The organism is Pectobacterium sp. F1-1 (assembly GCF_025643735.1).
Lineage (GTDB): Bacteria > Pseudomonadota > Gammaproteobacteria > Enterobacterales > Enterobacteriaceae > Pectobacterium > Pectobacterium colocasium.
Map to the genome: position 1 here is coordinate 1118407 of NZ_CP104733.1, position 13702 is coordinate 1132108.

Here is a 13702-nt window from a genome sequence, read left to right on the forward strand (position 1 = left end):
TGCCTGATTAAACAAAAGTCGAACAATGTCGGAAGCCCCAAAATGTTAAATCGTCTCGTCGGGTCTGATCGCCCTGGTAGATCTTGTGTGCCGACAGGAGCTGGTTAGCCAGCTCACGCATCGGCTGGTGTTGATAGTGCTGGAGATGCTCCTGTAGCCGGCGTTTTCCAAACATAATCCTGCTTTCTCCGCCAATTTGATCCGTCAATCCGTCCGTGGTGGTAAAAAACATATCGTTATCATGAAGCGGCAATTCGTAGCTCGACCATTGGTAGTCATAAGGCGTTTCGGTATAGCCGATCCCCATACGATCGCACTGGAGTGGTGTCAGTTGCCCGGTATGGCGTTGCAGCATGAAGGCTGGCATCCTCGCGCCGGCAAATGTCAGCGTGTTGCGCGTCATGTCGCAAAACATCAGCATGGCATCGCAACCGTCGTTAGAGGCCGAAAGCTGGCGCGTCTCGTCACGCTGCCCCAGCGTATCTTTAATATGGCGGTTGATCGTTTGTAATAGCTGCGCAGGCAGCATCGGACCGTGCTGGGTCAGCGCCTGTTCCAATGCGGAAGAGAAAATCAGCGTCATAAATGCGCCGGGTACGCCGTGTCCAGTGCAGTCTGCGACAGCAGCAAGCCAGCCATTCTGATAGGTTTTAAAGGCATAGCAGTCACCGCCGACACAGTCTCGCGGTTCCCAGGCCAAACACCAGTCCGCAAGCGTGCGGGACATCGCCTGCGTTGACGTCGTCAGCATCGCGGCCTGAATCACGCTGGCATATTCGATACTCTGCATAATCTGCTGATGCTGGCGCAGGTGCATATCGGAGACGGCCTTAATCAGATCGATGCCCAGCCCGATACCGATATAACGCCCGTTCTCGGTGATCATAAAGCCATCCGTCAGCGATTTATCACCCGTGATCACCGTTTGATCGGCGACGTCGTTTAACGACGCCAGCGCATCAACAATCAGCGGGTTTTTATCCATAAACGCGATGCAGCTCTTTTTATCGTACAGTTCGCGATAAAAAGGCCGTGACATTTGCGAGAGAAAAATGTGGCGGTTGATTAAGCCGAAAGGGCGTCCATCCTCAACGACAGGCAGGCTAACCCACTCTTTATTTTTACTAAATAACTGCAATACGGTGGCGTTGTCGGTGTTAGGGGAAACGTCCGGCAACGGAATGCAAAGATCTCGCGCCACCGGTGTACCCCGGAGGAGCGGTCGGGCGCAATGAACGGGCATAGCGATCATGGTTAATCTTTGGGCAGATTTGTCTTTAAGGAAAAATACCTGCCCTTGATGACCAAATGATGACAGCCCCCGTCATACTTCAAGCCGCAGATGCGTTGGCAATACTCGGCTCATATCTGAGCCTCGCCCTGACGGGCCGCTGCAAGCAGCGTTCAACCGGCTAAGCCGGTTTGTCCTTACTCACCCCAGTCACTTACCGGTGTAAGCTCCTGGGGATTAATGAACCTCATAAATGAGGCTCACCCTTCGGGCCAGCGCTAGCGCTGTTCAAATCGGTTTATAACCGATTTGTCGCGCGGTTGCCGCGTTACGAGGCACATAAATGAGCCTCGCCCTGAAGGGTCAACACTTCGTGTTGTTCAAAACGATAACGTTTTGTCCTGCAACTCGAATTATTTAGGGGGCTCGTGCTATTGCGTGTGCAGGACGTTGGCCATGATCTGATTTTGCCAGTCGAAATAGGGGTTAAAGGTCAGGCGTACATGGGTTTTGCCATTTTCCACGTATCCCCAGTCGGAATACCACAGCGTGCTGCGATCCTGACAGGTTTTCAGGTCGTTCAGGGGTTGGCCGTTGGCGCAGATGACAATCTCACCGGTTTTACCGTATTCCTTATTCTCTGGCGAAAACAGGAGCGACATGTGCGAGAACTGGCTGATGCGCCATTCAGGTAGCGAACCTGTCCGCACCAACACGCGTGAGGAATGGACACCGGCAGGGCGATCGCCATACCAGATCAGGCGGCTGCGCGCGTTGGTAAACTGCTTATCGAACGCGTCGACAACATAAGCCGTATCAACGACGGAATCATGCTCTGCCAGCACGATTAGCACCGGTTTGTCATAAGGTTTTTTGGCGAGCTCTGAACGCACACCGCTGCTGGAATAATAATATTGAGCGAAGCCGTTGGTTGGCACGCGCATATAGCGGGTTGCCAACTGCTGCGGATAGCCGGGGCGCGGCGGCATCAGCCAGTCGGTAAATACGGACAGTACCGGAGCCATGAAGTCGTATTTTTCGTTGGATTTAATCGCGGGGGAGAATAATACCAGCCCTTTGATTTCCGGGTGTTGTAACGCGTATTCCAGCACCAGATTGCCGCCAGTGGAGAAGCCACCCAGATAAACCTCATCGACCTCTTTGCTGAGGATGGCGGCCTGCTCGGCGACCACTTTGCGCCAGTCATCGACGGTGACGTGCAACAGATCTGACGGTCGGGTGCCATGTCCCGGTAGCAATACGGTTCTGACCAGAAAGCCTTGTTCGACCAGTTGCGGCGTAATGTCGATAAATGAACCGGGTGAGTCACCTAGCCCGTGCACCAGCAAAATGGCCTTATGCGGCTGGCCGGCGGGGCGAGTTTCACTGGGCGTGTTCCAGCGTAATTCCAGCTGTTTATCCGTGGTCTGGAAAGCGCGATGCTGCGCGACCCAGCTCGCCGTATCTTGCTGGTAACGCTCGAATGACGTTTGTCCTAATGGTGTGATGTCGCGAGGCGTGTTGTTACATCCCACCATAAAAAGTACGCCACCTATGGCAAACAAACCTGTCATGACCTGCTTGCAGGTTGTCCACGACACGAACCGGAATACGTTTATTGTCATTTATGCTCCTTGCCTCTTTGGCAGCATCAAGCCGATCGCGAACGGGTAATGGCGTTTCGACAACACTATATCTGAAATTATTTGGCAAGCATGGCGCTCAACGTGCGGCTTAGTGGGGCTTCATGTTATACTTCAGACAAATTGGGCGTTTTTCTGTCTTTTGGTCAGGCCAATATTGCGATGGCCGATGTTGAATAAAGGGATGGCGGTATGCGTTTATATCAGCAGATTGGTGACAATCTCCGCGCGGAAATTCTGAAGGGCAACTATCAGATTGGCGACCGTTTGCCTCCCGAGCGCGATATTGCTGAAACCTACAACGTCAGCCGTAGCGTGGTGCGTGAAGCGCTGATCATGCTGGAATTAGAAAAGCTGATTGAGGTGCGTAAAGGCTCTGGTGTTTATGTCATGCAACTGCCGGCCGCGCAGGGGAAAGAGGGCGCAGTGGACAGCGGATATGGTCCCTTCGAGCTGATGCAGGCGCGCCAACTGCTGGAAGGTGAAGTGGCCGCCTTTGCCGCGATGCAGGCGACCAAAAGCGACATTGTGAAAATGCGACAGGCCATTGAACAAGAAAGGACATCGCTTGAAAACGGCAGCGTGGATGAAAGTGCCGATGAACAATTCCATTGCCTGCTGGCGCAATCTACCCAAAACAGCGTCTTAGCCAATATGGTGTATGAGGTGTGGCAGGCGCGTAAACGCAGCCCAATGTGGCAAGGCATTCATTCTCATACCGAGGATTTTAGCTATCAGCGCCAGTGGCTGGACGATCATGAACAGATCCTGCGTGCCGTGTCTCGTCGTGATGTGAATATGGCGCGTCAGGCAATGTGGCAGCATTTGGAGAACGTAAAAATTAAACTGCTGGAAATCTCGAATGTGGACGATCCGGCATTCGACGGCTACCTGTTCGAGTCTGTTCCTTCCCGCCTGGAATCCTGATTGCGCTTTGCATTTTCTTTCCCGTCTGGATTTTCTCTCCGGCATCGCATCGGTGTGCGGAGAGAAAAGATATCAGACCAAATAACCTTTTTTTGATTTTCTCTTCATTTTTTTAGTCTTATTGGCATGATGTTAGGCCAAAAAACGAATTTTTTGTGTAATTGGTCAATCAATTTGTGCATTTCGTTTGACAGCCTGCCCCGGTGAGGTAGTCTTTTCCTCATTTATTGATGAAAAAAAAGTGAAAAAGACAATTCTCTCACTTGACGAAAAAAAGGTAACTCAGTATGGAACAAACCCTGGCGTTGGTACGGCCCGAACGATCCTGTCTCACTGGATGACGTGCGGCAAGCTGGTGCGACTGGCGTGGTGACGGCACTACACCACATTCCCAATGGTGAAATCTGGTCGGTTGAAGAGATTGAAAAGCGCAAAGCCGAATTGAAAGCGAAAGGGCTGGTTTGGTCGGTGGTGGAAAGCGTACCGGTTCATGAAGAGATCAAAACCCAGACGGGGAAGTATCAGCAGCATATCGCCAACTATCAGCAATCGCTGCGCAATCTGGCGCAGTGCGGGATCGATACGGTGTGCTATAACTTCATGCCCGTATTGGACTGGACGCGAACCGATCTGGAGTATGTTCTGCCGGATGGCGCAAAAGCGCTGCGTTTCGATCATATTGCCTTTGCGGCCTTTGAACTGCATATCCTACAGCGTCGCGGTGCCGAAAAAGATTACACGGCGGATGAACAGGCACAGGCTGCCGACTACTTCCGTGCGATGAGTGAAGAAGAGATTGCGCGCCTGACGGGGAACATTATCGCAGGCCTGCCGGGCTCTGAAGAGGGCTATACGCTGGAACAATTCCGCGGACGTTTGGAGGAATATGACGGTATTGACCATGCGAAACTGCGTGAGCACCTTGGGCATTTCCTCCGTGAGATTGTGCCTGTTGCGGAAGCTGTCGGTATTCGTCTGGCCATTCACCCCGATGATCCGCCACGCCCGATTCTTGGGTTGCCGCGCGTGATGTCTACGATTGACGACATGCGCTGGTTGAAACAGACGGTTGATAGCCTTCACAACGGCTTTACCTTCTGTACAGGTTCTTATGGCGTAAGGGCCGATAACGACTTGGTTACGATGCTGGAAACATTTGGCGATCGCGTGCATTTCACTCATCTGCGTGCCACCTGTCGGGAAGACAATCCCAAGACGTTCCATGAAGGGGCGCATTTACAGGGGGATGTGGACATGGTGGCGATTATCAAGGCCATTCTGGCGGAAGAGCTGCGGCGCCAAAAGGCGGGCGATCGTCGTCCGATCCCGATGCGCCCAGATCACGGGCATCAGATGCTGGACGATCTGAAAAAGAAAACCAACCCTGGCTACTCGGCAATCGGTCGCCTGAAAGGGCTAGCGGAACTGCGTGGTGTTGAGCTGGCGCTGAAGCGCACGCTGTTTACCGAATTGCAGCAAGGATAATGAAATGAAACAGACCGTGCTTGAATAAGCACGGTCTGTTGACGATGGATGCGTCAGAACCCCAAATGGAACATTAATTTAGGAGCGAACTCTGCTGGCAGAATTACAGGGCTTTAACGTTTGAACGGCTAACTTTGCAGTTCTTGGTATCCCAGAATTCACCGTGTTTAGGAGAGTCACCTTTGCCTTTTTCTACACCGGTAAACTCTTCACATACAGGCGGTTTGCCTTCTTTGTAGTTTTTAATACGCAGATCGCGGATGTCAGCCACATCGCCAAAGTTACGGTTTACGCCTGCAATGCTATCAATGGTGCCGTTAACGGTTGCGCTGATGATGGTGAGGTTACGCGGACCGCCATTGTTGGTGCAGTCACCGCAAGAACGCCACAGTTTGCCGTGTTGACCCGTCAGAGTGAAGTTGCCCTGTACGATCGTGTGGCTGTTTTTGGCATTCTGTTGCAGCACTTTGTCCGGTTTGCCGCCAGGGCCATTGGTGGTGTTATGTGCGACACCGCCAACGATGGTCAGAGTTTTGCCGTTATTGGTCGCGGCATCTTCACAGATGTCTTCCCAGATCACGTTTTCAATACGGCAGTCGCCTGATTTACAGTGGATACCGTCAGAACCGCCTTTCTCGGAGATGCGCAGGTTCTTAATGGTGGCATTTTCCAGCGTGATAACCGGAGGCTGTTTATCACTGTCTCCGTTACAGCTCAGACCCAGAGTAATACCGCCGCAATCGACGGTTTTATCTTTAATTACCGCTCCTGCTTTACATTCGGAGCTGGTTGCTTTTAGTGCCGTCGCGCGCAGTGGTGCCGGCTCCTTGCTTGGGGCGGTTGGTGCTGCATTAGACTTCAGTACATTATTATTACCGCTCACGGTATCTACCCAATACCAATAATCCGACTTTGGATTGGCGGTTAAATCGGTAAAAGTCCTGTCGGTAGAATTGAGCTCTGCAATTTTTTCGCTGCCAGCCTGATTGTTACTGGTGTTGCGATACACATCCTGGCGAACAACGTTGCCTGCATCGGTAGACCAGCTTAAATAGGTGGCATTATCTTTTTTCAGCAGCATTAGCATTGTGTCATTAGCTTGAGCCTGAAAAGAAAAAGCAGCAGTACATAAAAATATCGGTGTTAAATACTTAAACATATGTTTTTCCTTGTAAAATAAACGGATATTTTTTCTCTTTATTTATTCTAAATAAAGAGTGGGTCCTTGCGCATCGGGAGGATTATATAGCAGGAAATATGAAATGAATAATAATTCGAAAAAATATTGAGGTTAATCAGGTTATTTAATTTAGCCTGTGATTATTTTATGTTTAACTTTATTAATTGTTTATTATATTTTCTTTAATTATTTCTTATGAATTAATAAATATTCGGGAGGTTCTTATTAAGAAAATAAGAAAAAGGGATGCTCTGAAGAGATGAAAATCTTACCACCCGCTCACGGGCAGGCATGACTGGATTCGGTTGATTTCTACGTTTCGTTGATGTGCCATTTACTTTTATGGTGATAATTTAATCATGCATAAAATTGAATGCTTCTACTAATAAGCATTGATGTTTTTTTATGTGAATGGACTTTTATTAACTGACATATCATGTGCGACAATTTTTAGTTTCTATAAAACGTTTTATTTTTCTTATTAATAAAAAAGAAAATGAAATTTATTTTTTAGTCACAACAAAATTGCGGATATCTACACCCTAAATAATTCGAGTTGCAGGAAGGCGGCAACAGCGCGACAAATCCGTTTTAAACCGATTTGAACGCTGCTTGCAGCGGCCCTTTAGGGCGAGGCTCGCGACGGGCCGAGTATTTGAGAGAAGCCAACGCACCTGCGGCTTGAAGTATGACGGGGATACAAGGGAAGGTTTGACATGGAATACCAATCAGGCAAGCGAGTTTTATCTCTATCATTAGGGCTTATCGGCCTGTTTAGCGCTTCGGCATGGGCTTCTGACTCACGAACGGTGAGTGAGCCGAAAGTACCGTCCTCCTGTACCGTGCTTAAAGCGGACAGCAGTACGGCCACCAGCGCCATTCAAAAAGCCCTGAATAATTGTGAGAAAGGGAAAGCAGTAAGGTTGAGTGCAGGAAGCACTTCCGTCTTTCTGAGCGGCCCGCTTTCTCTGCCTTCGGGCGTCAGCTTGTTAATCGACAAAGGGGTGACGCTGCGGGCAGTGAATAACGCCAAATCTTTTGAGAATGCGGCGTCGTCCTGTGGTGTAGTGGATAACAACGGTAAAGGTTGTAATGCATTTATTACCGCCGCGAGTACCACGAATAGCGGAATCTATGGGCCGGGCATCATTGATGGGCAAGGGGGTGTGAAGCTTCAGGATAAGAAGGTAAGCTGGTGGGATCTGGCCGCCGATGCCAAAGTGAAAAAGCTGAAACAGAATACCCCTCGTCTGATTCAAATTAACAAGAGCAAGAATTTCACGCTGTATAACGTTTCCCTCATCAACTCCCCGAATTTCCACGTCGTGTTCAGCGATGGTGATGGTTTAACTGCGTGGAAAACCACGATCAAAACGCCGTCCACCGCCAGAAACACCGACGGTATCGATCCGATGTCGTCAAAAAACATCACCATCGCTTACAGCAGTATTTCCACGGGTGACGATAATGTGGCGATCAAAGCCTATAAAGGCCGTGCCGAGACGCGCAATGTTTCCATTTTACATAACGAATTCGGAACAGGTCACGGGATGTCGATCGGCAGCGAAACGATGGGGGTTTACAACGTAACCGTCGATGACCTGAATATGAATGGCACCACGAACGGTTTGCGCATTAAGAGTGACAAGTCGGCCGCTGGGGTGGTCAATGGTGTTCGGTATAGCAATGTCGTCATGAAGAATGTGGCGAAACCGATTGTGATTGATACGGTATATGAGAAAAAAGAGGGAAGTAATGTTCCTGAGTGGAGCGACATTACATTTAAAGATATTACGTCCCAAACCAAAGGTGTCGTGGTACTGAACGGCGAGAACGCGAAAAAGCCGATAGAAGTCACCATGAAGAACGTCACACTGACGAGCGACAGTACCTGGCAAATCAAGAACGTCACCGTTAAGAAGTAGTTCGATTAAGTAATAACTTGGTTAAACAATAGCTCGGTTAAATAGTCGCGCTACATGAACAGCGCCGCCGGTTCCCCGTGCGGCGCTGTTTTATTTGTGCACACGCGGGATTAACGTTCACGCAGCGCTTCATTGACCTTGTTCAGTGGTTTAATCAGATAGTCCAGTACGCTTTTTTGGCCGGTTTTTATCTCCACGCTGGCGACCATGCCGGGCACGATGGGGAATGTTTCCCCGGCTTTGTTGGTTAGCTCTGCCTGCGTGGTACGCACATAGACTCGATAATAAAACTGATCGCGCCTGACTTCGTCCTGAAGCGTGTCGGGCGACACGCTTTCGACTTCCCCCGTTAAGTTGCCGTAGATGGAGGAATCATAGGCGGTGATTTTTACCGTGGCGGGCAAACCCGGCCTGATATAGGCAATATCGCGCGGGTTGATGCGCGTTTCGATCAGCAACTGATCTTCCAGCGGCACGATTTCCATCAGCTTGCCGCCCGGTTGCAGCACGCCGCCCACGGTTGTTACCTGAATATCTTTCACAATCCCGCGTACGGGTGACGTGATGGTGGCGCGCTTGAGCTGATCGGCTTTCCCGCTGACCACTTCCATCTGAGCTTCCAGATCGGCGTTGTTTTTGACCTGTTCTTCCCGCGCCCGTACGGCGTATTGGTTGTTGGCTTCGTCGATTTTGCCACGGATTTCGCTAATCTGACGGCGTAACCGGATCACCTCGACGGTGCTGGCGGCACCGCGCTGCACCAGCGGCTCTGTCATCCGCAGCTCTTGCTCCACCAGCCGCATAGACTGTTGCAGGTTAGCGACGGTTTCATCGCGATTGCGCAACCGTGATTCATAAAGCTGACGTTCGCGTGCGGCCAGCGCAGGTTCCTTAATGGTTTCCGCACTGAATGTTAGCGGTGCGCCGCTGAGCTCGGCTTGCAGACGTTCGGCGGACGCCCGCAGCGTCTGCACGCGGGAGAAGGCTTCGCCGTAGACTGACTGGAAGCGGTTGACGTCCAACTGCGCCAGCACCTGTCCCTTCTCAACGACGTTACCTTGTTGCACATAGATCTGGCCGATAATCCCGCCGTCCAGGCTTTCAATCACCTGTGCGCGGGTCGAGGGGGTGACCTTACCGCTCCCGACCGACACCTCATCCAGCACGGCGAAGGTGGCCCAGATAAAAAAGACGACCAGCCCCAGCAGGCTGAGCCAGATAATGACGGAGACGCGTCGACCCTGGCGTTTCAGGTCATCATGGATAGTGATGCTACTCATTGTGTTCCCCTTACGCCACGCTCTGCGCGGTATCAGCCGGTTTACTGACCGCCTTCAAAATCTGGTCACGCGGGCCATCTGCCACGATGCGTCCGCTATCCATGACGACCACCCGGTCAACCAGCTTGAGCAGCGCCGGGCGGTGCGTCACCAATACCAGCGTGCGTCCCGTAAGCCAACTGCTTAACTGGTGAATCACGTGGCTTTCCAACTGTTCGTCCATCGACGCCGTGGGCTCATCCAGCAGGACGATCTGGGGATTACGCAACAGCATCCGGCTGAGCAGAATCATCTGCCGCTGCCCGCCGGATAAACCGCGTCCGCCTTCATGAATGATGCGATCCAGGCTGGAGGCATCTTGCTGGATCAAGCTGAGTGCGCCGCTAATACGCAGCGCCTGCAACAGCTCCTGCTCGGTGGCATGCGGATTGCCGAGCATCAGGTTTTGCCGCAGGCTGCCGAAGAACAGGCGTGATTCCTGTGACAGGAAGCCTAACTGGCGGCGGACATCCGCCGGATCGATCTGGCTGATATCGACGCCATCAATAATGACCTTGCCGCGCGTCGCGGTCGCCTGATTAGCAAGCAGCTTGAGCAGGGTGGATTTACCCGCGCCGACCTTACCCAGCAGTGCCACTTTTTCGCCCGGTTTGATCTCCAGCTTGCCGACCTGCAAGGCGGTATCACCTTTTTCGGGGTCGTAGCTGTATTGCACGTTGTGGATCTGGAAGTGCCCCTGAAGGATCGGGCAGTGTGCCATTTTGCCGTCCTCCGGTCGATCCAGCGGTTTTTGCAAGATGTCATCCAGCCCGGTCATGGCGGTTTTCGCGTGTTGCCAGCGGGAAAACACCATGGTTAACTGCATGAGCGGGGCGATGGTGCGTGAGGAAAGCAGGCTACAGGCCACGAGCGTACCGGTGGTGATATCGCCCGCCAGCACCAGATAGCTGCCGAAGACCAGCATGCCCGCATAGGTGAGCTGTTGGACGGTCGATGCCCAGCCGCTGAGCCGTGCCCCCCACACGCGCTGCTTCATCCCGATGGCGGCGCTGACTTCGTGAGTTTGCTCCCATTGGCGCTGGAAGTAGGGTTCGGCCTGCAACGCCTTGATATCTTCGATCCCTTCGATGGATTCCACCAGCACCGCATTGCGCAATGCGCTTTCACGCATCCCTTCTTTGGCGAGTTTCGCCATCGGCCATTGCAGCATCAGGCCGGGAATCACAATCAGCGGGATCGCCAGCATGGGGATCATCACCAGCGGCCCGCCGATCATCGCCATGATGCCGAGAAATAGCAAGACGAACGGCATGTCAGCGGCTGCCCCGACGGTCGTTGAGGTTAGCAGTTCACGCACCTGATCGATTTCTCGCAACTGAGAAATAAACGAGCCGGTAGATTTCGGCCGGGCCTCGTTTTTTATCGCCAGCGCGCGGGCGAACAGCATACCCGACACGTTCAGATCGATGCTCTTGCCCATCAGATCGGAGACGACGGTGCGCGATAAACGGATGGCGTACTCTAATGCGGCAGCCAGCAACACGCCGAAGAACAGCACCCACAAGGTGGGAATCGACTGCGCGGGAATCACGCGGTCATACACCTGCATGGAGAACAGAATCCCCGCCAGTGCCAGAACATTACCCACGATAGAGGCGAGAGAAATTTCCCCTATCTGCCGTTTTGCACCACGAAAATGTTGCCAGAACCAGTGCTTGCGGTACGGTTTGACGAAATCATCGATGCGGGTGTCGCGGCCACGTTCTGCGATGCCGACCAGCACGATAATCCCCTGACTGTGTTTGATGAGCTCAGTCAGTTCGGCTTCGCGCTGAAGGTCGCCGCCGTCATTCAGCCAGTAGGTGGCGATGCCTTCTTCATTTAACGATTCAATGACGATGACGCCACCGTCGTCGGTTTCCGCCAGTACCGGTAAGATCTTGTTGCGCCAGCGGAGCTTCTCCGTGCGTCGCAGGCTGATACTTAATCCCATCAGGTGGCTGATTTGTTCTAACTGGCGGGCAATCGGCTGCTGTTCGTACCAGCGCATCTGCTGGTGTACCGACTGGGTATCCACCACCTGTCCATAGTGGGTGGCGGCGCGAGCCATCGCGGCAATCCAGACTTCAGTTTGGGTGACTTGTGTCATTGAGATTCCTGCATGTTCTTATCCGGCATGTTCTTATCCGGCATGTTCTTATCCGGCATAGTCTTATCCGGCAGGTGAGCCGGCTTACAGCGACGGTAACGTCTCGCCAGTGGCTTGATGACGCTCAATGCCCAACATATCCAGCAGATTATCGACGGCTGCGGCATAGTTAACCGCTGCTTCCCAGCCGTCATATAACGCGCCGATGCGTGAGGTTTCAGCCTGCAATACATCTTGTTCAACGCTGAGCAGGTCGTTCAGGCTGCGTTTGCTGAGTTTGTATTCATCCTGATAAACGTTGCGGGTGTAGGTCGCGCTGGTGATTTGCTGCTGGCTGGCTTTTTCACGCTGCTGTGCGCCGATGAGATCGGCATACGCCGTTGAGGCTTTCTGGTTCATATCCAGTTTCGCCGCTTCGACTTCGGCCTGTGCGGCTTCGCGCGTACCTGCCGCAGCATCAACGCGTGCGCTGACGGCGCCGCCCTGATAAAGCGGGGCTTCTACAACCAGCTGTAGCTGATCGTCCCAGTAATTACGTCTGTCGGTTTCATAGCGGGTACGACCCATCTGTACGGCAATAGTCGGCCAGTGCTGGGCTTCCGCCTGGCGAATCCGGTGACGTGAGGCCTCCTGCTTGGATTGGGCGCTTAGCACGGCATTACTTTGCTGGTAGGGCAGTGCCTTGAGCGTAATTTTTTGTTGCAGCAGCGCACGGGGCAGATCGGGCAGGGAAGTGGGGAGAACGCCGGTCAGTACGCTGAGCTGGGCCAGCGAGGAGCGTTCCAGCGCACGGTATTGCTCCAGCGTTGCCCTCATGCCCGCAATGCGGGTTTCCGCCTGTAGGACATCGGATTGCGTACTGAGACCGGCCTCGGAGCGAAGCGTCGCGGTGTCTTTGACCTGACTGAGCGACGTGATATTACGCTCGGCCGCCTGACTCAGTTCCTGATAGCGTTTGACCTTCAGATAGGTCAACAAGGTTTGCTGACCGACCGTGGTCATGACGCCGTAGAGTTGATAGCGATAGGCATCTGACAGACTGTGCTGCTCATCAATGCTGCCACCTGTCTTACCAAAATCGTACAGGAGCTGTTTTAGCGTGAGTCCCGCCGTGGAATTGTTGCTCATCGTACCGCCACTATCGCTTTGATCTGACTGGCCGACATTGCCGCTCAGGCCGATTTGCGGGAACCAGGCGCTTTGTGCAACGCGCAGATCGGCTTCGCCGACGCGAATTTGTGCCGAGGCCTGCGCAATTTGTGGGTTACGTGCAAACGCGCGGAGAATCGCCTGCTTGAGATCCAGACTATCGACCTGCTGTTCTGTCGGTGCCGCTGACCAATCAAACGCGACGTCCTGCGTGAACGCGGGCTGACTATAAAAGAAGGAAGCACTACCGCAGACCACTCCAAGCGCGAGGACATAGCGCGGTGTGTGATGGCGTAATGTGTGAGTCAAAAAAGCGCGATTGCGCTGAAAAAACATGCCCCTGATAAAAAATCTGATAAGAAATGATTTGTGCATCAATTACCCCTGTTTTCATCACGCTTTGTTTTAGTTCCTTTACACATATTTGTGCCGCTACCGAGGCAGTTTCATTCTGTCTCTGGGACACGTATCTATGCTGCTTTTGAGACTGTTTCGTGCGCGATAATAGCGCTATTTTTATGCTACCTCGTAGCACGCGCCCGACTCGGGACGGCTCAAACGCCGCTCGCCCCGAGACCCCAGGCTTTTGGCGGAAATTATGCCGCTACGCGGTGCCATCGTCGGTATCAGGTTTAACGGACCGCTTGCGACACGTTCCATACGTGGCGCAAGCTTTCGCCGCGTCCATGCGGCTTATCCTAAACCTGCTATCTCCTCTGCATAATTTCTTACG

Annotated in this window: 8 protein-coding genes and 1 pseudogene; 3 read left to right on the top strand and 6 right to left on the bottom strand. The window is 52.6% G+C overall.

Annotation, left to right across the window (positions count from 1 at the left end):
* Window positions 1–7 precede the first annotated feature (7 nt).
* Together NAL19_RS04900 and NAL19_RS04905 are read right to left on the bottom strand one after the other, a co-directional pair.
* Window positions 8–1252 (bottom strand): SpoIIE family protein phosphatase, encoded by a 1245-nt coding sequence (locus tag NAL19_RS04900; protein ID WP_263058918.1) that lies wholly within the window; start codon window positions 1250–1252, stop codon window positions 8–10.
* A gap of 410 nt (window positions 1253–1662) precedes the next feature.
* Complete coding sequence (locus NAL19_RS04905; protein ID WP_263058919.1) at window positions 1663–2856, bottom strand: alpha/beta hydrolase; 1194 nt, start codon at window positions 2854–2856, stop codon at window positions 1663–1665.
* 210 nt (window positions 2857–3066) lie between these two features.
* Here NAL19_RS04905 and NAL19_RS04910 point away from each other — a divergent pair, with 210 nt between their 5' ends.
* Window positions 3067–3801, top strand: coding sequence for an FCD domain-containing protein (locus NAL19_RS04910; protein WP_225087174.1), 735 nt, complete (start codon window positions 3067–3069; stop codon window positions 3799–3801).
* A 300-nt stretch (window positions 3802–4101) separates the two neighbouring features.
* Window positions 4102–5286, top strand: a pseudogene (gene uxuA / locus NAL19_RS04915) (mannonate dehydratase); the annotation flags it as partial.
* Between the two features lie 103 nt (window positions 5287–5389).
* On the opposite strand, the gene pelI reads toward uxuA, so the two are convergent.
* Entirely contained in the window at window positions 5390–6445 is a 1056-nt protein-coding gene (gene pelI, locus NAL19_RS04920) for a pectate lyase PelI (protein WP_225087176.1), read from the bottom strand.
* A 737-nt stretch (window positions 6446–7182) separates the two neighbouring features.
* On the opposite strand from pelI, the gene NAL19_RS04925 reads away from it, so the two are divergent.
* Entirely contained in the window at window positions 7183–8391 is a 1209-nt protein-coding gene (locus tag NAL19_RS04925; RefSeq protein ID WP_225087177.1) for a glycoside hydrolase family 28 protein, read from the top strand.
* Between the two features lie 110 nt (window positions 8392–8501).
* Here the strand turns inward: NAL19_RS04925 and NAL19_RS04930 are convergent, their stop codons facing one another.
* The 3 genes from NAL19_RS04930 to NAL19_RS04940 all read right to left on the bottom strand — a co-directional run bounded on the left by NAL19_RS04930 (window position 8502) and on the right by NAL19_RS04940 (window position 13305).
* Window positions 8502–9671 carry an HlyD family type I secretion periplasmic adaptor subunit gene (locus tag NAL19_RS04930; protein ID WP_263058921.1) on the bottom strand — a complete coding sequence of 390 codons (1170 nt, stop codon included), beginning with the start codon at window positions 9669–9671 and terminating at the stop codon, window positions 8502–8504.
* A gap of 10 nt (window positions 9672–9681) precedes the next feature.
* Window positions 9682–11820: a type I secretion system permease/ATPase gene (locus tag NAL19_RS04935; protein WP_263058922.1), complete on the bottom strand. Its 2139-nt coding sequence runs from the start codon at window positions 11818–11820 to the stop codon at window positions 9682–9684.
* Window positions 11821–11904: 84 nt separating this feature from the next.
* On the bottom strand, window positions 11905–13305 hold the full coding sequence (locus NAL19_RS04940) for a TolC family outer membrane protein (RefSeq protein WP_411561427.1): 1401 nt from the start codon (window positions 13303–13305) through the stop codon (window positions 11905–11907).
* Window positions 13306–13702: the final 397 nt, after the last annotated feature.

Bases quoted from the DNA above. Each gene is read 5' to 3' on its own strand.
- NAL19_RS04900 (WP_263058918.1), bottom strand. From the start codon at position 1,252: ATGATCGCTATGCCCGTTCATTGCGCCCGACCGCTCCTCCGGGGTACA.
- NAL19_RS04905 (WP_263058919.1), bottom strand. From the start codon at position 2,856: ATGACAATAAACGTATTCCGGTTCGTGTCGTGGACAACCTGCAAGCAG.
- NAL19_RS04910 (WP_225087174.1), top strand. From the start codon at position 3,067: ATGCGTTTATATCAGCAGATTGGTGACAATCTCCGCGCGGAAATTCTG.
- pelI (WP_225087176.1), bottom strand. From the start codon at position 6,445: ATGTTTAAGTATTTAACACCGATATTTTTATGTACTGCTGCTTTTTCT.
- NAL19_RS04925 (WP_225087177.1), top strand. From the start codon at position 7,183: ATGGAATACCAATCAGGCAAGCGAGTTTTATCTCTATCATTAGGGCTT.
- NAL19_RS04930 (WP_263058921.1), bottom strand. From the start codon at position 9,671: ATGAGTAGCATCACTATCCATGATGACCTGAAACGCCAGGGTCGACGC.
- NAL19_RS04935 (WP_263058922.1), bottom strand. From the start codon at position 11,820: ATGACACAAGTCACCCAAACTGAAGTCTGGATTGCCGCGATGGCTCGC.
- NAL19_RS04940 (WP_411561427.1), bottom strand. From the start codon at position 13,305: ATGTTTTTTCAGCGCAATCGCGCTTTTTTGACTCACACATTACGCCAT.